This is a genomic window from Dyella sp. (assembly GCF_035685805.1).
Taxonomy (GTDB): domain Bacteria; phylum Pseudomonadota; class Gammaproteobacteria; order Xanthomonadales; family Rhodanobacteraceae; genus Dyella_A.
The window spans coordinates 57,191-78,284 of record NZ_DASSAB010000006.1 but is presented as its reverse complement, the minus strand read 5'-3'; the positions used below and the strand labels follow the sequence as shown (position 1 = coordinate 78,284).

The 21,094-nt window shown below is 65.5% G+C and carries 15 protein-coding genes; 11 read left to right on the top strand and 4 right to left on the bottom strand.

Going from position 1 to position 21,094, the window contains the following annotated elements:
- Positions 1–35 precede the first annotated feature (35 nt).
- The 4 genes from rfbD to rfbB are packed head-to-tail and all read right to left on the bottom strand — an operon-like array spanning position 36 to position 3,464.
- Complete coding sequence (rfbD, locus tag VFG40_RS01185) at positions 36–980, bottom strand: dTDP-4-dehydrorhamnose reductase (RefSeq protein ID WP_324894016.1); 945 nt, start codon at positions 978–980, stop codon at positions 36–38.
- Positions 977–1,534 carry a dTDP-4-dehydrorhamnose 3,5-epimerase gene (rfbC, locus tag VFG40_RS01180; RefSeq protein WP_324894014.1) on the bottom strand — a complete coding sequence of 186 codons (558 nt, stop codon included), beginning with the start codon at positions 1,532–1,534 and terminating at the stop codon, positions 977–979. The genes rfbD and rfbC overlap by 4 nt, the downstream gene beginning before the upstream one ends.
- Entirely contained in the window at positions 1,531–2,418 is an 888-nt protein-coding gene (gene rfbA, locus VFG40_RS01175) for a glucose-1-phosphate thymidylyltransferase RfbA (RefSeq protein ID WP_324894012.1), read from the bottom strand. The genes rfbC and rfbA overlap by 4 nt, the downstream gene beginning before the upstream one ends.
- Positions 2,415–3,464 carry a dTDP-glucose 4,6-dehydratase gene (gene rfbB, locus VFG40_RS01170; protein WP_324894010.1) on the bottom strand — a complete coding sequence of 350 codons (1,050 nt, stop codon included), beginning with the start codon at positions 3,462–3,464 and terminating at the stop codon, positions 2,415–2,417. Before rfbB ends, rfbA begins: the two co-directional genes overlap by 4 nt.
- A gap of 155 nt (positions 3,465–3,619) precedes the next feature.
- On the opposite strand from rfbB, the gene VFG40_RS01165 reads away from it, so the two are divergent.
- The 11 genes from VFG40_RS01165 to VFG40_RS01115 all read left to right on the top strand — a co-directional run bounded on the left by VFG40_RS01165 (position 3,620) and on the right by VFG40_RS01115 (position 21,068).
- Positions 3,620–4,789: a trans-sulfuration enzyme family protein gene (locus VFG40_RS01165; protein WP_324894008.1), complete on the top strand. Its 1,170-nt coding sequence runs from the start codon at positions 3,620–3,622 to the stop codon at positions 4,787–4,789.
- 12 nt (positions 4,790–4,801) lie between these two features.
- The gene (locus tag VFG40_RS01160) at positions 4,802–5,629 is read left to right on the top strand and encodes an ABC transporter permease (protein WP_324894006.1); all 828 of its coding nucleotides are present in this window, start codon (positions 4,802–4,804) and stop codon (positions 5,627–5,629) included.
- A 10-nt stretch (positions 5,630–5,639) separates the two neighbouring features.
- Complete coding sequence (locus tag VFG40_RS01155; RefSeq protein WP_324894004.1) at positions 5,640–6,425, top strand: ABC transporter ATP-binding protein; 786 nt, start codon at positions 5,640–5,642, stop codon at positions 6,423–6,425.
- Positions 6,425–7,531: a non-hydrolyzing UDP-N-acetylglucosamine 2-epimerase gene (gene wecB, locus VFG40_RS01150; RefSeq protein WP_324894002.1), complete on the top strand. Its 1,107-nt coding sequence runs from the start codon at positions 6,425–6,427 to the stop codon at positions 7,529–7,531. Before VFG40_RS01155 ends, wecB begins: the two co-directional genes overlap by 1 nt.
- A gap of 8 nt (positions 7,532–7,539) precedes the next feature.
- On the top strand, positions 7,540–8,862 hold the full coding sequence (locus tag VFG40_RS01145) for a glycosyltransferase (protein WP_324894000.1): 1,323 nt from the start codon (positions 7,540–7,542) through the stop codon (positions 8,860–8,862).
- Between the two features lie 34 nt (positions 8,863–8,896).
- Complete coding sequence (gene wecC, locus VFG40_RS01140) at positions 8,897–10,177, top strand: UDP-N-acetyl-D-mannosamine dehydrogenase (RefSeq protein ID WP_324893998.1); 1,281 nt, start codon at positions 8,897–8,899, stop codon at positions 10,175–10,177.
- A 28-nt stretch (positions 10,178–10,205) separates the two neighbouring features.
- Positions 10,206–11,915 carry a heparinase II/III family protein gene (locus VFG40_RS01135; protein WP_324893996.1) on the top strand — a complete coding sequence of 570 codons (1,710 nt, stop codon included), beginning with the start codon at positions 10,206–10,208 and terminating at the stop codon, positions 11,913–11,915.
- Positions 11,916–12,043: 128 nt separating this feature from the next.
- Complete coding sequence (locus VFG40_RS01130) at positions 12,044–14,707, top strand: glycosyltransferase family protein (RefSeq protein WP_324893994.1); 2,664 nt, start codon at positions 12,044–12,046, stop codon at positions 14,705–14,707.
- Positions 14,700–16,778, top strand: a complete 2,079-nt coding sequence (locus tag VFG40_RS01125) for a glycosyltransferase (protein WP_324893992.1) — start codon at positions 14,700–14,702, stop codon at positions 16,776–16,778. Before VFG40_RS01130 ends, VFG40_RS01125 begins: the two co-directional genes overlap by 8 nt.
- Before the next feature lie 103 nt (positions 16,779–16,881).
- Entirely contained in the window at positions 16,882–18,129 is a 1,248-nt protein-coding gene (locus VFG40_RS01120) for a class I SAM-dependent methyltransferase (protein WP_324893990.1), read from the top strand.
- A 62-nt stretch (positions 18,130–18,191) separates the two neighbouring features.
- Entirely contained in the window at positions 18,192–21,068 is a 2,877-nt protein-coding gene (locus tag VFG40_RS01115; protein ID WP_324893988.1) for a glycosyltransferase, read from the top strand.
- Positions 21,069–21,094 lie beyond the last annotated feature (26 nt).

The window sequence follows — 21,094 nt, the reverse complement described above, 5'->3', positions numbered from 1 at the left end:
ACGTAGCGCCGGCAGCTATGCCAGCCTTGCTGCACTCACGGCCAATCGGGCGTGAGGCTTTCAAGCCCTTGCACGAAGTCGCGCAGGTCCTCTTGCCACGGCGGCAGAACCGCGCCAAACGTCTCGGTGAAGCCGCGATTTTCGAGCACCGCATGGCGTGGGCGGCGCGCCCGGGCAGAGAACATCGCGCTGTCGACCGCTTCGATTGCGGGCGTCGCATCAAGCAGGCCGGCCGCGCTCGCCTGCGCCATGATTTCGGTGGCGAAGCCATGCCAGGTGGTGGCGCCGCTGGCGACCAGGTGATGAATGCCCTGCATGCTCTGGCGTTCGCCCGCTTCGGCGGCGAGCCACCGCGCCAGTGCAGCGCACGTGCCGGCGGCGACGCGCGGCGTACCGGTCGGCGTGCCGTGCTGGTCGTCGACTACTCGCAGCGGGGCGCGCTCGGCCGCACGGCGAAGCATCGTGAACAGGAAGTTGGGCCCGTGCCGGCCGTACAGCCAGGCTGTGCGGAAGATCATGTGCGCCGCACCGCTCGCCTGCAGTGCCCGTTCCCCGGCGAGCTTGCTTCGCCCGTATACACCCAGCGGCGCCGTCGGGCTGGCCGGCGTATACGCCGCGTTCTGCGAGCCATCGAATACATAGTCGGTCGAGTAGTGGACGACCAGCGCCCCGTGCGCTGCGGCCCACCGGCCCAGCTGCCGGGGTACATCGCCGTTTACACGCGTGGCCAGTGGCTCGTCGAGCTCGGCCTGATCCACCGCCGTATACGCGGCGGCGTTGACGATCAGTTGCGGTGCGACGCGATCCAGCAGCGCAGAAAGCGCCGCCTCGCTGGTCAGCTCGACCGACTCGGCGAGAGCACCGCTTCCGTGGCGGCCGTCGCGCGTGGCGGGAGTGAGCTCCAGCGCGGGGTGGCGAGCCAATGCCTCGTGCAGATCCCTGCCGAGCAGGCCGTTGGCACCGAGCAGCAGCGTCTTCACGGGGCGCAGGAGGGCAGCCGGTGACGCGGGATATCCGCCAGGAACGGTGCGGCCGCGTCCTTGTCGGAGAGCAGCGGCTCGCTGACCGGCCAGTCGATCTTGAGGCGGTCGTCGTTCCAGCGGATCGCCGCGTCGGCCTGGCGGTCATAGAGTGCGGTGCACTGGTAACTTAGCGTGGCGAAGTCGGAGGTCACGCAGAATCCATGCGCGTAACCTTCGGGGATCCAGAACTGGCGCCGGTTCTGCGCCGTCAGCATGACGCCGGTCCATTGCCCGAACGTGGGCGACTCGGGGCGGATGTCCACCGCCACGTCGTAGGCTTCGCCCTCGAGCACCGTGACCAGCTTTCCCTGCGGGTTGGGCCACTGATAGTGCAGCCCGCGCAGCACACCACGAGCGGAACGCGACACGTTCGACTGCACGAACGACACATCGATGCCCGCTTCCCGGAACGTCTGCTGGTTGAAGCTTTCGTAGAAGAAGCCCCGTGCATCCGACAGCACACGCGGTTCGACGATCAGCGCCCCTGGCAGGCTGGTGGTAATCCACTTCACGACGTGCGTCCCTGCTGCGCAAGCGTTCGCAGATAGTCGCCGTAGCTTGTCTTGGCCAGCGGTTCGGCCAGGCGCAGCAGCTGTGCGGCGTCGATCCAGTGCTGCAAAAATGCGATCTCTTCCGGGCAGCACACCTTCAGACCCTGGCGCTTCTCGATCGTCTCGATGTAGTTGCCCGCGTCCATCAGCGACTCATGGGTACCCGTGTCGAGCCATGCGAAGCCACGGCCCAGCTGCTCGAGATGGAGTGCTCCATCGCGCAGATAGCGCCGGTTGAGGTCGGTGATTTCCAGCTCCCCGCGCTCCGAAGGCGTAAGTTCGGCGGCGTAGTCGCAGGCGTTGGCATCATAGAAATAGATGCCCGTCACGGCGTGGTGGGACTTGGGTGCCGCCGGTTTTTCTTCCAGCCCGACAACGCGTCCTGCCGAGTCGAACTCCGCCACGCCGTAGCGCTCCGGATCCTTTACCCAGTAACCGAAGACGGTCGCGCCGTGGTCGCGCGAAGCCGCCCTGCGCAGCCGTTCCGTGAGTCCAACGCCGTAGAAGATGTTGTCACCCAGCACCAGGCAGCTCGGTTGCCCGTCGATGAACTTGCGCCCGATCACGAACGCCTGCGCCAGCCCGTCGGGCGAGGGCTGCACGGCGTACTGAATCTCGATGCCCCACTGCGATCCGTCGCCCAGCAGTCGCTGGAAAAGCGCCTGTTCGTGCGGGGTATTGATGATCAGGATCTGCCGGATGCCTGCCAGCATGAGCGTGGCAAGCGGGTAATAGATCATGGGCTTGTCGTACACCGGCAGCAGTTGCTTGCTCACCGCCTGGGTGATCGGGTAAAGCCGGGTGCCGGTGCCGCCGGCCAGAATGATGCCCTTTTGCGTGGTCACGAGCCGAGGCGCTCCATGCGATAGCTCCCGTCGAGCACGCGTTGGATCCACGGCTGGTTGGCGAGGTACCAGTCCACCGTGAACGCCATGCCGGAGTCGAAGGTGTGGGTGGGGCGCCAGCCAAGCTCGCGGCGCAGTTTGCCGGCGTCGATCGCGTAGCGGCGATCGTGCCCGGGGCGGTCCTTCACGTGCGTGATGAGCTTGTTCCGGGCAGCGCCGTTCGCCAATGGCTGCCTTTCGTCCAGGAGCGCGCAGATGGTTCTCACCACGTCCAGGTTGGTGCGTTCGGCGTTCCCGCCGACGTTGTAGGTTTCACCCACGCTGCCTGCCTTCAGCACCTGGCGAATCGCCTGGCAGTGGTCGCCCACATAGAGCCAGTCGCGAACGTTCAAACCGTCGCCGTACACCGGCAGCGGTTCTCCGGCGAGCGCTTTCTGGATCACCAGTGGAACAAGCTTCTCCGGGAACTGGTATGGGCCATAGTTGTTGGAGCAGTTGGTGGTCAGCACCGGCAAGCCGTAGGTGTGATGAAACGCCCGCACAAGGTGGTCCGAGGCCGCCTTGGAGGCCGAATACGGGGAGTTCGGGGCGTAGGGCGTCTGCTCCGTGAAGGCGCCCTCGTCCCCAAGCGAGCCATACACCTCGTCGGTCGACACGTGCAGAAAGCGGAAAGCGCGGCGCTCCTGCAGCGCCAGGGCGGTCCAGTAGTCACGACAGCTTTCGAGCAGGCCGAGCGTCCCCACCACGTTGGTCTCGACGAAGGCCGCGGGGCCATCGATGGAACGATCCACGTGAGACTCGGCGGCGAAGTTGACTACGGCATCGGGTCGATGCTGCGCCAGCAACTGCGCAACCAGCGCCCGGTCACCGATATCGCCCCGCACGAAGACATGGTCACGATGCCGCTCCAACGGCGCCAGCGTAGTCACGTTGCCCGCGTAGGTGAGCTTGTCCAGCGTGACTACCCGCACGCCGTCGGCGACGGCCTGCAGCACGAAATTGGCGCCGATGAAACCCGCGCCACCGGTAACGAGGAGAACGGTCATGGAACTTGATCGGGTTTTGGGTCCGCCATTCTGGCATGCGGCCCGGCCCATTGCCCGTCGAGGGAGCGGCTCATCGGCGGTTTTGGGAACACCACGTGCAAGCAGGTATCATGACAGGCTGTTTTCAACCGCTTGCGCGGACGGGCGCGTACCTTATGAAAAAGACAGTTGCTCGCAAGCCCCTTGGGCTCGGAACTCGCGCGATCCACGCAGGGCAGGCGCCCGATCCGACTACCGGCGCCATCATGACGCCGATCTACGCGACCTCCACCTACGTCCAGGAGAGCCCCGGCAAGCACAAGGGCTTCGAGTATTCGCGGTCGCAGAATCCCACCCGCATGGCTTACGAGCGCTGTGTGGCGGACCTGGAGGGTGGCAAGGCCGGCTTTGCGTTCGGCTCGGGCCTCGCTGCGGCCTCCACCGTGCTGGACCTGCTCGACTCGGGCAGCCACGTGATCGCCATGGATGACCTCTACGGCGGCACGTACCGACTGTTCGAGCGCGTGCGCCGGCGCTCGGCGGGTCTCGATTTCAGCTTCGTCGACCTCAACGACGGCGCGGCTTTGAAGGCGGCCCTCAAGCCCAATACCCGCATGATCTGGGCGGAGACGCCGACCAATCCCATGCTCAAGCTGGTGGATCTGTCAAAAGTGGCGGCATTCGCACGCAAGCACGGGCTGATCCTGGTAGTGGACAACACCTTCTGTTCGCCGATGCTGCAGCGGCCGCTCGAGTTCGGCGCGGACCTGGTGCTGCACTCGGCCACCAAGTACCTCAACGGTCACTCCGACATGGTCGGTGGCATCGTGGTGGCAGGCGGCAACGAGCTCGCCGAGCAGATGGGCTTCCTGCAGAACTCCGTCGGCGCCATTGCTGGCCCGTTCGACGCTTTCCTCGCCCTGCGCGGTCTGAAGACTCTGCACCTGCGCATGAAGGCCCACTGCGAGAGCGCCATGGAACTGGCCAAGTGGCTCGAAAAGCACCCGGCCATCGAGCGCGTGATCTATCCGGGCCTGAAGAGCCACCCGCAGCACGCGCTGGCCAAGCGGCAGATGGACGGGTTCGGCGGCATCATCAGCGTGGAGATCAAGGGTGGCCTGAAGAAGGCCCGTCGCATGCTGGAACGGTGCGAACTGTTTGCCCTGGCCGAGTCGCTCGGCGGGGTGGAGAGCCTTATAGAGCATCCCGCGATCATGACGCATGCATCGGTGCCGGCGGCCAACCGCAAGCGGCTGGGCATCAGCGATGGACTGATCCGACTGTCGGTTGGAACGGAAGACGTCCGCGACCTTGCCGACGAATTGCAGTACGCCCTGCACGCCTGAGGATTTTTTTGCATGGAAGTCTCCCCGAGCGTGATCCACCGATCCCGCCAGGCTATGCAGTCGCTGTTTGGCGACCTGGCCGAAAGCCTGCGCCAGCCGGAATTCTGGGCGTACTCGTCGTGGCTGGACATCGTCACCCGCTACCGCAAGCTTTATCTGGGCATGCTGTGGGTGCTGATTCCTCCGGTGGTGTACATATTCGGCCTTGGCTACATGTACAAGACCATCTCCGGACGTAGCGAGAACTTCATCTCGCACCTGGGTATGGGCTGGGCGCTGTGGCGTTTCACGACGATGGTGATCAACGAGTCGACCAGCGTCTTCTCCAGCTACAAGGCTTTCATCATGGACGGGCGTACGTGCCTGACCGACTTTCTGTTGCGCACCCTGTCCAAGGCCATGTTCTACCTGTTCTTCTCCCTGATCGTGGTGGTGCTGGTATTGCTGCGAGATCCGTCGGTGCATGCCTCGGCGATGCTGACGATGGTGCTGACGTTGCCGGTTTACCTGTTGAACCTGATGTGGTTGTCGGTGGTGATCGCGCTGCTCGGCGCGCGTTACCCGGACGTGCGGGAGTTCGTGAGCACCTTCCTGATGTTCGGTTTCTTCTTCACGCCGATCCTCTGGAGCGCGCAGACGCTGCCGGCGAACTCGCCGCGTGGTCTGATCGCGCGATTCAACCCGGCGTTCCACTTCATCGAATTTGTCCGTGCTCCGGTACTGGGGCAGCCCATCGAACACGCATCGCTGGTGGTAGTGGCGCTGATGAGCGTGGGAGGCTGGCTGATCGCTTCGGTGCTGTACCGCCGCTATGCGCGCTTCGTGCCGCTGTGGGCGTGAGGGCAAGGCAATGACAGCTCATATAAAAGTGCGCACCCTCACCCTCGAGGTGCCGCTGTACCTGCAAAGCGAGCGGTCGGCGAAATCCTGGGTCAAGACGCTGCTCGGAGCAGCCACGGCGCGGCCGGAGCGCCAGTTCCTCACGACCTTGGACGATGTCTCCTTCGACGTGGGCGAAGGCGATCGGCTGGCGCTGATCGGGCGAAACGGCGCCGGCAAGTCGACCCTGTTGCGGGTGCTCACCGGTGCCTACATCCCGACCCGGGGCCTGGTCGATGTCCAGGGTACGCGTCAGGCACTGCTGAACATTTCGTTGGGTTTCAGCATGCAGGCGACGGTGATGGAGAACATCTACCTGCGCGGCACCGCCATGGGAATACACACCTCGCAACTCGGTGCGCTGGTCGAGCCGATCCTGAGTTTCGCCGGCCTGCAGGATGTCGCGCAGCGCCGCCTGCACACGCTTTCCTCCGGCCAGAAAATGCGACTGGGCTTTGCCATCGCCACGTCGATCGAGCAGGACATCATCCTCATGGATGAGTGGCTGGGCGCGGGAGACGCGGAGTTTCTCAAGCACGCCAAGAAACGCATGGACGATCGAGTCCAGGGCAGCAAGATCGTCGTGCTCGCCAGTCACAACGACAACCTGCTCAAGCGCATCTGCAACAAAGGCCTGCTGCTGGATCGCGGCAAGGTGGTCCACTTCGGTGCGGTCGAGGATGCACTGGATGCCTACAAGAGCCTGATGGCGGCCAATCGGGCGCGCGAAAAGCAGCTTGCTGGCCAGGTTCCCTGATGACGGTCGTGCGGACTGTTCTTGTTGCCGTGGGCACGCGACCCGAGGCAATCAAGATGGCACCGGTAATCCGCGCGCTGCGCGAGCAGCCCTGGGTGCGGCTGCGTGTGCTTGCCACCGCGCAACACCGGGAGATGCTCGATCAGGTGTTGACGACGTTCGACATTGTTCCGGACATCGACCTTGATTCCATGCGGGCCAATCAGCAGCTGGCGGGGCTCACCGCCCGGCTGCTGGAGAAGATGGATGAGGTGATCGAGCTCGAAAAGCCGGACCTGGTCCTGGCGCAAGGCGACACCACAACCGTGTTCGCTACTGCGCTCGCATGCTTCTATCGGCGTGTCCCCTTCGGACACGTCGAGGCGGGATTGCGTACGGGGGACATCAATTATCCGTTTCCCGAAGAGATGAACCGGGTCGTCGCTTCGCGCATGGCCCGGTGGCACTTCGCTCCGACGGCACGAGCGCGCGCAAATCTGCTTGCCGAAGGTGTGCCGGAGCCGCACGTGCATTTGACCGGGAATACGGTCATCGATGCGCTGTATCACGTTGCCAAGGGCCTGCAACCTGCAACGGTACCCGCGGACCGCCGGCGCATGATCCTCGTCACGACGCATCGGCGGGAGAATTTCGGCGAGCCGCTCCAGCAGGTTCTGCGAGCGTTGCGCCGCCTGATCGAGCAGCGCGACGACATCCGCATGCTTATCCCGGTACACCCCAATCCCAATGTGGCGCCGGAGGTGCGGCGGATGCTGGGTGACCTGCCGCGTGTGCAGCTCTGCGAGCCGCTCGACTACATCCCCTTCGTGGCGGCGATGCAGGAATCCTTTCTCATCCTGAGCGATTCCGGAGGAGTGCAGGAGGAGGCTCCCGCGCTGGGCAAGCCCGTGCTGGTACTGCGCGACGAGACGGAACGGCCCGAAGCGGTGGAGGCGGGTGTGGCACAGCTCGTGGGCACGGACTCCCATGCCATTGAATCGGCGGTGGGCCGGCTGCTCGACGATCCGGAAGCCTACCGACGAATGGCTACGGGCGCGTCGCCCTACGGCGACGGCTTTGCGGCCAGGCGCATCGTCGACATCCTGCGTCACGACCTGATCGGTTGAGGCGTCACGTGCGTATCCTGCTGGTTGCTTACGAGTTCCCTCCCGCGCACTCTCCGCGCGCGCTGCGCTGGCGTTATCTGTGCCGGGAACTTGTCCTGCTCGGTCACGAGGTCCATGTGCTGACACCGGATCGCGCTGGCCTGCGGCAAGCCGCGACGGCGCTTGCAGCGCTGCAGCTGCACGCGGTATTTCCAGGGCCGCTGACCTGGCTTTTGCAACGGCGTACGGGGGGTGGCCACCTGCCATCCGGCGGCGGTCCAGTGGCCGCCTCGGCGAGCGGCGGACAAGCCGGACGGCTGAACTGGAAGGGGCGCCTGGCACAGCGGATGAAGGGCCTGCTCGGATTGCTCCTGTTCCCCGACGCTTCCTCGGAGTGGCTGCCCTGGGCACGCGGCTCGCTGCAACGACTCTTGCGGGACTCTCCGCCGGACGTCGTGGTGACGTCTCATGAGCCGGCGTCAACGTTATTGCTCGGCCGTGCCGTCCACGCTCGCGGGTTTCGCTGGGTGGCCGACCTAGGGGATCCGGTATGCGCCCCCTATACCCCGCGGCGCTGGAGGCGGCGGGCGTGGGCGCTGGAGGCGGCGGTCGTCGCCGAAGCGGATCACATCATCGTCACCAATCAGGGCGCCTGCGCGATGCTGTCCGACCGGCACGGCATGGCGGCGGAGATGTGCTCCGTGCTGCCGCAGGGCTTCGACGACCGGCGCATGGCGACGCTGCCTGCCGACAGCGCTGCGCCCGCAGCGGACGCGCCACTGGAGCTGCTGTTCTGCGGGCGCCTCTACGGATTTCGCGATCCCGCGAACCTTCTTCAAGCGGTGGAGCAGACCCCCGGCATCCGGCTCACATTGGTGTTGGGCGACCCGCCAGTCGGAGGAATGCTGGATCGGCTGACTTCCAGCGGCCGGGTTCGTGTGGTGGACAATCTGCCTCATGAGCAGGTACTGGACCTGCAGCGCGGTGCGGATGTTCTGGTGAACATCGCCAATCGCTCGATGCCGGCACAAATGCCCGGCAAGCTGTTCGAGTACCTGGGCGCTGGTCGGCCGATCCTGCACGTGCGTGCCGCAGGTGAGGATGCGGACGCCGCCTCCCAGCTGCTGATCGACGGCCGCAGGGGCTGGTCGGTGTCCGATGACCCGCGTCAGCTCGGCAAGCTGCTCGGCGACCTGCTGGCACTCAAGCGGGACGGGCTCCTGCAGCACGGCCTCGATCTGGCTCCGCCCCGCGAGTACGCCATCTCGGCCCTTGGCGAGCGTTTGTCCGACATACTTGAACAAGTCGCTCGCGCCAAGCGCAAGCTGCCGCCCGTCCCGGCGCAGGCATGACTCCCTTTCCCTTCAAGGTTTCAAAGAGCGCCGCATGACGTTATCCGATCCCACAGCGCCCACTGCGTCGGCCGATCTGCCGGTACGCACCCTTTCCGTGACTGGCCTGGGCTATATCGGCCTGCCCACCGCCGCCATGTTCGCGAATGGAGGACTGCAGGTCACCGGGATCGACGTCAACGATGAGGTAGTCGCGACCGTCAACGCGGGGCGCATCCATATCGAAGAGGGCAACCTCGACAGCCTGGTGGCGACGGTGGTCGCCAGCGGGAGCCTGCGCGCGTCGACCCAGCCGGTTGAGGCGGACGTGCACATCATTGCCGTGCCGACACCTGTGGCCCATGACGGAAGCTTCAAGCCCGATCTCTCGTACGTGCGTGCCGCCGCCCTTGCCCTGGCCCCCGTCCTGCGACGCGGCGACCTGGTGATTCTCGAATCCACCTCTCCGGTAGGAACCACGGCGATGCTGTCTGCATGGCTGGCAGAATCTCGCCCAGATCTCGCTTTCCCGGGCTCGGCTGGCGCCGGAATCGATGTCCATCTCGCGTATTGCCCCGAGCGGATCATCCCTGGCCGCATGCTCGACGAGCTGGTGGCGAACGACCGCATCATCGGAGGCATGACTCCGGCGTGCGCGAGACGCGCGGCGCAGGTGTACAAAGTGTTCGTTCAGGGTGAGTGCCTGCTCTCGGACGACCGCACGGCGGAAATGGTCAAGCTGGCCGAGAACGCCTATCGGGACACCAGCATCGCGTTCGCCAACGAGCTGTCGATGATCTGCGACGACCTGTCCCTCAACGTCTGGGATGTGATCGGCTTTGCCAACAGGCACCCCCGCGTTTCCATCCTCAACCCCGGACCGGGAGTCGGAGGCCACTGCATCGCCGTCGATCCCTGGTTCATCGTGGCCTCGGATCCCGCGCGGGCGAAGCTGATCAGGACGTCTCGCGAAATCAACGATGCGAAAACCGACCACGTGATCCATCAGGTCGACCAGGCCGTCGCCGGCACAAGCACCGGTACGATTGCCTGCCTGGGTCTGGCCTACAAGCCGGACGTGGACGACTTCCGCGAAAGCCCTGCGTTGAAGATCGCGCAAACGCTCTCGGCAAAGTATCCCGGACGCGTGCTCTGCGCCGACCCCCACGCAGACGCGCTGCCGGCCGACGCCGCGCGAGGATTGCAGCTCGCCGACGCCGCCGCGGCGCTGGAGCAGGCCGGCGTGGTGGTCATGCTGGTAAACCATTCGGCCTTCCGCGTGCTGCCGAAGCCGCGCCACTGTGCCGTGGTGGACACCATCGGCTTCTGGCGCTGATGGTGGCGATCCGCTCTCGCCTGGCCTCATGACCATGCGCAGCAAGCTATTGCTGGGCTGCGTCGCCGTCGCTGCCTTTGGGATCGCCGGGGCCGTGCTGTTCCGCCATGCCCGGTATGCAGGGCCTATGCCGCAGCCGATCGCATTGCAGAAAAGCGATTTCATGGTTTTCGGTGGCGACTACGAAGCGCAGAATCGCGAAGGATTCCAGCCACGTGCCGATGTTTCGCCGTTTCCACTACAGCATCCGCTGGACTGGAACACCGATCCGTTCAACGACCGCAACTGGCAGTTCCAGCTGAGCGCCTGGCGCATGCTCAATCCGATCTGGAGCCGCTGGTATGGTCGCGACTGGCCACGCCTGGTCGACGAACTCATGCCGTGGATACACGACTGGTACGTCTACCACGTGGTTCAGAAAAAGCAGTCGGAGTTCGAGTGGTATGACATGTCCACCGGATACCGCGCGCAGCATCTGGCGCTGCTGCTATGGCTCCAGAAAAAGGGTCGATTGACGCTGTCGCCGGGGCAACTGCACGAGGTCCGTGCGCTGGCGCACTGGCACATTGCAAAGCTCCGCGACCCCGACTTCATTACCCACGGCAACCATGCAATCTTTCAGCTGCAAGGGCTGCGCCTGTTGTGTCTGGCATGGGCGGATGACGCGTGTCGCGGTGAAGAGGCCTACACCGCGCGCCTGATGGGCAACCTGCTGCGCTCGCAGTTCGGCAAGGACGGCGTGCAGACAGAGAATTCGCCGGGCTACCACCTGTTCGTGCTCGACACCTTCGCGCGAATCCGGCCGGCGCTGTATCCGCCGATCGAGCGGGATTTCGCCCGCACGCTGGCCCAGGCGCGCGCCGTGGCGCCGTGGTTCACCCTTCCAGACGGGCAGGTCGTTCCGATGGGTGACAGCGCAGGCCATGGCGCGAAGTTCCCTAGGGAGGGCGTACCGGCATGCTCGTCCCGGGACCGGTCCGGGTCCTGCATCATCAGCAAGGATCTGATTGCCGGCGGTTACGCCGTCGTGCGTACCTCGCCAGGCACCGTATCGGCCAAGGCCTCGATGCTGATTGTCGACGGCGCCTCGGTGGTGCCGAGGAGCCATGATCACGCAGACGAGCTGAGCTTCGAGCTCTATACCGGCGGCCGCCGCGTACTGGTCGATTCCGGCAAGTTTTCCTATAACGACGACCGCTGGCACCGCTACTTCCAGAGCAACCGCGCCCACAACGTGGTCGGTGTGGAGGGCCGGTCCTTCGGGCCCGACGACACCGTGACCGACGGTTCGGCGCTGCAGTCCATGGTGTTCGAGGATGGTTCGTACATCGTCACCGGGCAGGTCGAGCGCAAGGGCATGGTCCACCGCCGGCGCATCAGCTATCGGCCGGACGAGTCAGTACTCGTGGCCGACCACCTGGAGGGCGCCGGCAAGATGCGGCCGGTGGTTTACTGGCATCTGGCGCCCGAGCTCGACGCAACCGTCACCGGCACGTCGGTTGACGTTGCGGCAGGTGACGACATCGTGGCGCGCGTGGCGCTGCTGGAAGGCAACTGCAGCCCTGCGATCGTCAGAGGCCAGGGTGGCGGTACGATCCAGGGGTGGGTCAGCCCCTCCTACCTGAAGCGGCGGCCTGCAACGGTGATCGAGTACCGCTGCGCCCCGGGGGTGCAGAATATTCGGACCAGGATCGGGTTGGCCGGGCCAGCGACCATCAAGTCAGCCAAAGCCCCGTAACCTGATGGCTGGTAATTATTCACGCTCGCGAACCGGACGAAGTGGCTGCCACGAACTTGCTTCGATCATTTTGATGGCCCCGTCCTCCCCGGATGTCATGCGCCCCTGCACCATGAATTCAGCCGACCATGCCTGAGCAAGAAGATCTTTCGACAGGGTCGGCCGGGAGTCCGGAGCCCGGTTCCAGTGAACTGGTTCTGCTGCGTGCGGTGACGCGCCGAGATCAGCGTGAGCTGGACAGCTTGCGCAGGCAGCTGCTGGCCATGACCGATGCCGCCGATCTGGCCCGCAGGCGCTTGACCGAGACCGAAAGGCGGCTCGAACAGGCCCGTGCTTCCATCGACGTGCTCGAGCACTCGTTCTCGTTCCGGTTCGGCAATGCCCTGGTGACGTCGGTAAGATCCCCGCGCCAGCTGTTGCGCTTGCCGCGCACTCTGTGGCAGATGGTCCGCGACCGGCGGCGCGGTGCGCCCGAGCCGCGGCTCGAGGGGCTGGCAAGCCGAAGCGCGCCAGCGGCGCCGCTCGGCGATCTGCCGCCGGAACCGACGATGGGATACGACGGTTTTCTGCGCAAACCGGCCACGGCTCCTCGCTTGCTCGCCGAGCTTCGCGTGGCCGCCATCATGGACGGGTTCACCCACGCATGCTTCATGCCCACCTGCCGCATGCAGTCGCTGCATGCGCAGCACTACGAACAGCAGTTACTGGATGACCCACCGGATCTGCTGCTGGTCGAGTCGGCCTGGCGGGGCGAGGCCGACTCGTGGAGGAACATGATCGCTTCGCGTTCGGGTGAGCTGCTGGGGCTGCTCGACATGTGCCGCCGCCGCAACATCCCCACCGTGTTCTGGAACAAGGAGGATCCGGCGCACTTTGCGACCTTCCTCGAAACGGCGCGCTTGTTCGACCACGTCTTCACCACCGATATCGACAGCATCCGTCGCTACGTGGCTGCGTTGGAGCACACCCGGGTGCACCTGCTTCCCTTCGCCTGCCAGCCGCGCGTCCACAATCCGGTGGTGCCGGCGGCGCGAAGGGAAGGGGTTTCCTTTGCCGGTTCCTACTACCACCGCTACCCCGAGCGGTGTGACGACTTCGACCGCCTCATTTCCACGCTTGCGGAAGTTGGGCCGGTCGTCATCTACGACAGGAACAGCGAGCGAGCAGACCCTGCGTTCGCGTTCCCCAGGCGCTTCGCATCGATGCTGCAGCCGGCGCTGCCGTACGAGCGCATCGATGAAGCGTACAAGGGCCACCGTTTCGCCGTGAACATGAACACCATCAAGCAGTCCCAGAGCATGTTTGCCCGGCGGGTGTTCGAGCTCATGGCCTGCAACACGGTGGTCGTGAGCAATTACTCGCGCGGCATGCGCAACTTCTTCGGCGAACTGGCCGTGTCCACGGATCAGGCCGACGTGCTGGGGCAGCGCGTGCAGCCGATGATGGCTGCGCCGGAGCGGACGCGGCGTCACCGCCTGCTGGCGCTGCGCAAGGTGCTCTCCGAGCACACCTACGAGCACCGCATGCGGCAGCTTGCCCAGGTGGTGCTGGAGCGGGCTCCGTCGATCGACGGTGTGCCGATGGTCGTGGTGGCGCGGGTCAACTCCGCGCATGAGCTCGAGCAGGTGCTTGGTGCGTACCAGCGGCAAGTCCACGCGTTGCGTGAGCTGATCATCGTCGCCGCTGCCGGGTTGTCGATGGAGGCGGCTCCCGCGCGGCGGGATTGCCGCGTGCTGCGCGAAACCGATGCCGCCGGCTTCGCATTGTCGTCACTCGGATCGAAGGCGTGCGTGGCGGTATTTCATCCGGCGGACTACTACGGACCGCATTATCTGGCGGACCTCGCGCTGGCCACCCTGTTCAGCGACGCGCCGATGATCGGCAAAGGTGCCCTGTTCCGGAGCACAGACGAGCGGGTGGCACTGATCGAGGGGCCGCGCTACCAGCCAGACCGGCCATTGCTGCGCAGGTCCAGCATGGCAAGAGGCGCGGCGCTGGAAGGGGCGAGCCTTCTGGAATGGCTGGATGCAGCCGCGCTGGATGATGGTGAGCCGCGGTGCGCAGGCCTGAGCGTGGACGAGTTCAGTTACTGCCGCGATGGTGCCTTGATCGCAGGCGTCCCGATCTTTGTCGATGTGGACGGTCGCGGGATGGATCTCGGTATCGATTACCAGCAGATGCTCGATCGTGCCGAAGCACTCCGCCGGTTACCGCCGCGCCCCCCACAGCCGCTTCGGGAGGACGCCGCTGAAGTCAACGCCAGACCGGCAGACTTTGCCGGCTGCATCGCTCGGAGCGATCAACTGATCGTGGCGGAGGACGTTGCCCAGCTGGAGTGGCTGGTCGCTGGCAGCGGGGCGGATGTCTTTCTCTGCGGCACGGATACAACGCGCAGCTTCAGCGAGTGGGGGCCGCTGCAGCTCCTGCACGGTGGAGTGGGGGATCTGCGTGATCTGCTGGAGCAGAACACATACGGTGAGTTGAGGGTGCAGGCACCCGGTGCCGGGCTTTGCGAGGTGTTGGCCGAGCACGCTCCGGTGCGCCGCGTGAAGATCCAGCCCCGCTCCTCCGACCTGCGTGCCGCCGACGGCAGTACCGGGTGGGTGAAGTTGCTCTCCCGGCGGCTGCCGCGCGTTACGGTGGCGCTCGCTACTCAATCCGATGCGCAGCGGCTCTGGAGCATCCTCGGCGCGGAGCTCGATCCATGCCAGTGGCAGATCGGCGTCGACGCGACCTCACCGCGGCCCGCAGCTGGCGGAAATCGCCTGGGCGTGGAGCCGGGTCATGTCTGAGCCGGTCGAGCGCGCAAGGCGGCAGGCGCATCGCCGCATCGATGACCTGGAGCGGCATCTGGAGGCTGCGCGGCAACGAGCCGACCGAGCCGAACACGAACTTGCCCGGATCAAGGGCAGCGTGTGGTGGCGAGCGCTTGCCCGGTTGCGCCGCGCGCTGCGGCCTCGCGTCGCGGCAGCATCCACGGCACCGCTGCTCGCCACCCGCAGTCCGACGATGTGGGCCGGTAGCGCGGCGCAGTTCATCGGCTGCCTGCCCGCGGATGCGCTGGCAGACCCTGCTTCGACTCCGGTTACTGATACAGGCGTGTTTCGCCGCATCGATCTCGCGGCGGTGATGCCGGAGCTGCACGCCGCATTCGCCATGCCGGCGACCAACGGCTCTGTCCGGCCTCCCACGGCGGCTGACGATGCACGGGCTGCTCGCTGGCGCATCGCCTTGATCGGCAGCGGAGAGCTCCACCGCGATCTGGCCTTCGACGCCGCCGTCACGGCGCTGGACCGGCCGGGCTGGCGGGACCAGCTGGCTACGGCTGCCTTTGACTTTCTGCTGCTCGAAGCAGGATCGCTGCATCCGTCCCACGCCTGGTCGCCAGCCTTCGCTGGCGACCCCGCGGCCATCGAGGAACTGACGTCGCTGTTGCGCGAGGCGCGCCGCCGCGGTATCCCTTCCGCCTGCTGGAAGCTGACGACTGGTGCAGCGGACAGCGCGATAGATAGCCACCTGCGAGCGCTGGTGGACGCTGCATTCGCTTGCGCACCCGCAGCCGCCGAAGGCAGCGTGGAAGCGGCCGGCGCCCACACGGTCGAACGGCTGGCGCCAGCCGTACAGCCGAAGCTGTACAACCCGGTCACGGTGCCCGCGTTGCTCAAAGCGGCCCGGTTCGCACGCCGCTGCGTTCTGTCGGACGATCTGGAGGCCAGCGTAGCGGCGCAGGATCTACCGCCATTCCTTGCGCCACTGCGGGACCGGCTGTTGCTCACGGACAGCCGCTGGGCCGTCACCGAATCGGCGCTCGAGACGTCGAGCCAGCTCGCCACGTGCGCGGTGGGGTCCATTAGCGGTGCCGATCGCGCAGCGCTGCTTCGCCTGGTGGGTGCCGAGGCGTTTTCGGCGACAGGCGCTGATGCGGCGCGTGCGATCCAGGCCAGGGCGTGCGGTGCGCTGGTGCTCGATCCGGAGACCAGTCCCGAGTTACGCCAAGCCTGGGAGGCCGCAGACACGAGCACGCTGGAAAGGGCGCGGGCGGCGCATCTGCAGGTCCGACAGGTTTTGTCCGGTGACTGCATCGGACACCGACTGGAGCAGATCGCCAGGACGCTGGGACTGGCTGCGAAGCCGGTGACCGATATCCCGACAGTCGCATGCCTGCTTGTTTCGCGGCGCCCCGACTTGCTTGTCGCCTGCCTGGAGCGGTTTCGAGCCGACCGCTACCCCGCAAAGGAACTGGTGATCGTCGTGCACCGCAACGAAGCTGATGTTCAGGCGCTTCGTGATCACGTGCGTCCCGGGGAACGCGTGACGGTGCTGCAGATGGGGGAGCAATGGGGGCTGGGCGCCTGCCTGAACCTCGCTTTCGCCCATACCGATGCGCCGTACTGGGCGAAGTGGGACGACGATGATTTCTACGGCCCCCACTACCTGTCGGACTTCATGCTCTACCGGCGCGCTGTCGACTTCGATATTGCCGGCAAGCCGCGGGCCTTCTCCTGGTACGAGCAGTCGGGCGAGCTGCATTGGGACGAGCGCTGGGCCGCGCGGGCGAATGTGCTGCGTCGCCTCGTGGATACCCGCAACACTGGCATCGCCGGGGCGACCCTGGTTGGCCATCGACGTGTGCTCGAGGCCACACCATTCCCCGAGGATCGCAGGCGCGGTACCGATAGCGCGTTCCTGCGCAGGGCGATGGAGCATGGGTGGACGGTACTGTCGACCGATCCGTTCAATTTCGTGCGCTTTCGCGCTGCCGATCCCGCATTCCATACGTGGCAGATCCGCGAGGCGGAGGCGGGCGTTTCATCACGATGTGTCGGTGGCGCCGAGGCGATCGCCTCGGTTGCGTTCCTGTAGCCAAGCCGATGAAAGTCGTGTCGCGATATCATGCGCAGGTTTGTTCACCCGCTCCTGCGTCCGGAGCCCAACAGCTGTCCGCGCTTCAAAAGGCCTCGTCACCATGAAACTCACACCCAAGCTCGCGCTGGCGCTTGCGTTGACCGTCGCCGGGCTGGCGTCCGTCGCCGCGGGGACGCTCAAACAGCAGCCGCTGGTGACAGCGGCGGGCTGGCTGGCGCTGGCAGGCTGTGTCCTGCTGGTTGTCCTTGTCACCTACCGGCATGTCGTGGCGCTGACCGACCTGGTCCGGCACCTTGCCGGTCAGTCGCGCGAATACAGCCGCGCCGTGGGTAAGCAGTTCAAGCGGGTCGAGGCCGCGCAGGAAAGCCAGGCGCGGCTGCTTTCAGACATCAAGGCGCTGCACGCCTCTCTGGCCCAGCAACAAGTCGAGTTGCGTGCACAACTTCAGCGACTGGAGGAGACGGCGCGCGCGTCGTCCCGCCAGAGTGCTGATGGGCAGCACTTTGTCCTGGGTGCCTTTCGGCAGCTGAGCGAGCGGGTGGACAGCATGGTTGCCTCCATCGCTGATGCCCAGAAGGAGTCCCGCCGGCTGGTCAAGCACGTGGACGAAAAGAGTGCTGCAACCATCACGGAGGTCGTGAAGTCACGCGACGGCACGGCGTCCACGCTGGAGCTCGTACAGAGCAAGGTAGTAAGCGAGATAGGCCGCAGCAGGACCGAGACGCTGCACGAAACCGAAGCGATGCTTCAGCTGATGCAGTTGTTCGACCTCGTTACTACGGTTCCTTTGCTCGGCGGCTGGGCGATGGAGCCGTCGAGCATGCTGTCGCTCGTCACGACGATCCTCCAGCGAAAGCCGGAGCTCGTGGTCGAATGCGGCAGCGGCACCTCTACCATCTGGCTCGCCTATGCCCTGGCTGCCAACGGCAAAGGACGGTTGGTATCGCTCGACCACGAGGCCGAATACGCGTCCGCGACGCGTCGTGCCGTGGCAGCACATGGCCTGGAAAACATCGTCGACGTGCGCCTGGCATCGCTGGTACCTCATCCGATCGGGGACGAGCAGTTCCTCTGGTACGACGCAGCCCAGTGGAACGACCTGCGCCACATTGACGTGCTGATCGTCGATGGTCCGCCGTCTGCCACCGGTCCGCTGGCGCGCTACCCCGCGCTCCCGTTGCTCGGCGATTACCTGAGTGATCGCGCACTGGTAGTTGTTGACGACGCCAATCGCAAAGACGAGAAAACCATCATGCGGCGTTGGAAAAGCGAGTTGCCGGGCGTTGGCGATCCTGCGCATCTCGCATCGCGCACAAGCTCGATCGAGTTTCAGCGCGTGCTCGACTGAACCCACGTTCGCGCCGCACCCGCACGCGGCACCTCCCTTCATTGCTTACGGAAGCGACCACATTGACTCATTCATCCCTGCTCGCCAGATGTCGACGCGCCGTCTCGACGATCGAGGCCTTGGCGATGGCCTGGTTGGGACTGAACAGCGCCGCCGGTGTGGCATGCCTCGTCCTGCAGCAGTGGGTGGGCGCGGCGTGGATGCTGTTTTCGCTGGTCGTATCGGGTGGTGCGATCGCCCTTTTCGCGGCGCGACGCTCGCGCGTAGCTGCGCAGCGGCTGTTGCTTGAGCTGGGAGAGCAGACCCGGTTCCTGACAAAGCAAAATCGGCAGCATGGCCGGGTGGCGATCGAGCACGCTGATGCTGGTGGCGGCAATGCACAGCCGGTGGCCGGCGCGTCCGGAATTGCCTCCGCCAACGGATCTGCCGTTCCCGGCGGGATGGACAACCGCCTGATCTCCACCTATCTCGAGATTGCCGAGGACATGCCGGACCACCGCTGGCTCGACGGGACCATCCTGCGCAATGGCTCCATCAGCGGGCGCGAGCTTCTTGCATGGCGCGCCTCCGGTGGCCGCTACAGCCAGGAGCAGATCGAGGGCTGGTTGGCGAGGTATCGTCATCGGGAAACCGAGAAGCTGGCGCTGGCGGCTCTCGCCACGCTGGAGCTGGAATGGGCGCTTCGCCTGGCACGGGTGATGGCGTTGCAGGATCTTCTGGCCGACGACCGGCTCAATGCGCTGACCCTGTACCGCTCGATGTACGTGCTTCACGGCCCGGGTGCCATCCGGCCGCCGCATACGCATGCGCGAGTCTTCCAGGCGATCGCCTATCAGCTGGGCGAGTTCAAGCTTGCCGAAGAGTTGCTTCGCAGGGTGCGCCACGCCGGTTCGGAGCTCGGGCACATGCGCGCCGACCTGCTCAACCCTTTCACCGCCAGTCCCTACAAGGACCATGAAAAGTGGCTGGCACTGTTCAACGAGAACTTCGTGAATTGTGGGCTGGAGCCGCTCACGCTGGCCGAGGCCTCGAACGACACGGATCCTTTCGATCGGCTCCGTTGCGTTCCTGGCACGAGCGTGGAGACCGGGCCGCTGGTGAGCATCGTGGTGTCGTCCTGGAAGCCGGGCCCGGGCCTGTTGACGGCGGTGCAGTCGCTGCTAGTGCAGTCGTATCGCAACATCGAGATTCTCGTTATCGATGACTGCTCGCCAGAGGAATTTTCTACCTGGCTCGACCAGGTGGCGAGCATGGATGAGCGGATCCGGGTAATCCGGCAGCCGGTCAATGGCGGAACCTACATGGCGCGCAACACTGGCATGGACGAGGCGAGGGGCGAGTTCATGACGTTCCTGGACTCGGACGACTGGAACCATCCGCGACGCATCGAAATGCAGGTTCAGGCGATGGTCGCGGACAACAACCTGGTCTACACCACCAGCCGTGCCCTGCGCACCACGCCTGATCTCGTCTTCTGCCTGCCCGGCGTGCTGGCGCAGCGCGAGAATGCGTCATCGATGATGTTCCGCCGCGAGCTGGTGCGTCAGCGCGTCGGCTACTTCGACAACGTGCGCAAGGGCGCAGATACCGAGTTCGCACTGCGCATCCGTTCCGCGTTCGGCGCCGATGCCTTCCGCATCGTCGAGCAGAACCTGTCGATGATCCGTCTCTCGACCGGCTCGCTGTCCCGGGAGGAGTTCAAGGCGGGCTGGCGGCACCCGTCACGCGCTGCCTATCGGCGCAGCTACGAGCACTGGCATCGCTCTCACCGTCTGCGCGGCACGCCGCTGCTTACTCCTGCACGCATGGAGAAGCGACCTTTCCAGGCGCCCCTGAGGTTCCTTCTCACGCAGCAGGGCGACGACGCCCTCGCCCGCGCCCATTTCGATATCGTGTTCGTCGGCGACCTGCGCCACGGCCAGGAAGCCACCCGGGCACTTCTTGAAGAAGCACAGGCGTGCCGGGCCGACGGCATGCGCGTGGGTCTGCTGCACGTGGAGTCGTTCCGTGACATGGAGCGAGTGGAGATGCAGCCTTTCTGGAGCCCGCTGCAGGCGGCCCTCGACGAGGGGCACTTCGCCGAAGTGCTCACTACCGATGCATCCACCGTGGAACTCCTGCTCGTTCGCGACCCCTCGGTGCTGCAGTTCATCGATGCCCGGCCGCTTTCACTGGAGGTGCAGCAGCTGCTGGTGGTAGCAGGTGCGCCGCCGCGCGATGGAGAAGGGCGCTGCTGGTACGAGCCGTCGCTCTGCCACCGCCACGCCCAGGCGATCACCGGGGTCCGGCCGCGCTGGGCGACGGTCTCGGACAATTTGCGCAAGGAACTGCGTGAACTGCTTCCCCCAGCAGCTGTAAATGATGAAGTACTGCCGCCGGCAGTCGGCGGCAGCAGTGCACCGCGTCTACCGCGCCGCGTGTCCGGGCGTCCTCTGGTGCTCGGGCGGATCACCGACACGAGCGGCCCCGGCTATCCCGCCGCATTCGATCAACTCATGGCGGCTTATCCGGACGAGCCGGGCTTTCAGGTCCGCCTGATGGGCGGCCGGGCCGCCTGCGAGTCCGCGCTGGGTTCCACCGTGTTGCCGCAGAACTGGAGCTTCCATAGCGAGAGCGAGTTGTCGCACGAGGCGTTCCTGGCCTCGTGCGACTTTTTCGTGCTGTTTGATGACCCCTCGTCCCCACCGATGCCTTCGCGTGCGGTGTTGGAGGCGTTCGCGGCTGGCTGCGTTGTGCTGCTTCCCAGCCGTTACGCGGCGCTTTACGGGGACGCAGCGGTGTACTGCGAGCCTGCCCAGGTCAAGGCGACTGCACAAAAACTTGCAGCCGACACAGCTGCTCTGGAACGCCAGCGCGAACGCGCTGTGGAGTTCGTCCGCAGCCATGCCGACCCCGGCCAATACCTCAAGGCCCTGCGCGCAGCGCTGGCCCGCCGTTGATCGCTGGAGCGATCCCGGCTCCTACC

Bases quoted from the DNA above. Each gene is read 5' to 3' on its own strand.
- rfbB (WP_324894010.1), bottom strand. From the start codon at position 3,464: ATGACCGTTCTCCTCGTTACCGGTGGCGCGGGTTTCATCGGCGCCAAT.
- VFG40_RS01165 (WP_324894008.1), top strand. From the start codon at position 3,620: ATGAAAAAGACAGTTGCTCGCAAGCCCCTTGGGCTCGGAACTCGCGCG.
- VFG40_RS01160 (WP_324894006.1), top strand. From the start codon at position 4,802: ATGGAAGTCTCCCCGAGCGTGATCCACCGATCCCGCCAGGCTATGCAG.
- VFG40_RS01155 (WP_324894004.1), top strand. From the start codon at position 5,640: ATGACAGCTCATATAAAAGTGCGCACCCTCACCCTCGAGGTGCCGCTG.
- wecB (WP_324894002.1), top strand. From the start codon at position 6,425: ATGACGGTCGTGCGGACTGTTCTTGTTGCCGTGGGCACGCGACCCGAG.
- wecC (WP_324893998.1), top strand. From the start codon at position 8,897: ATGACGTTATCCGATCCCACAGCGCCCACTGCGTCGGCCGATCTGCCG.
- VFG40_RS01135 (WP_324893996.1), top strand. From the start codon at position 10,206: ATGACCATGCGCAGCAAGCTATTGCTGGGCTGCGTCGCCGTCGCTGCC.
- VFG40_RS01130 (WP_324893994.1), top strand. From the start codon at position 12,044: ATGCCTGAGCAAGAAGATCTTTCGACAGGGTCGGCCGGGAGTCCGGAG.
- VFG40_RS01125 (WP_324893992.1), top strand. From the start codon at position 14,700: ATGTCTGAGCCGGTCGAGCGCGCAAGGCGGCAGGCGCATCGCCGCATC.
- VFG40_RS01120 (WP_324893990.1), top strand. From the start codon at position 16,882: ATGAAACTCACACCCAAGCTCGCGCTGGCGCTTGCGTTGACCGTCGCC.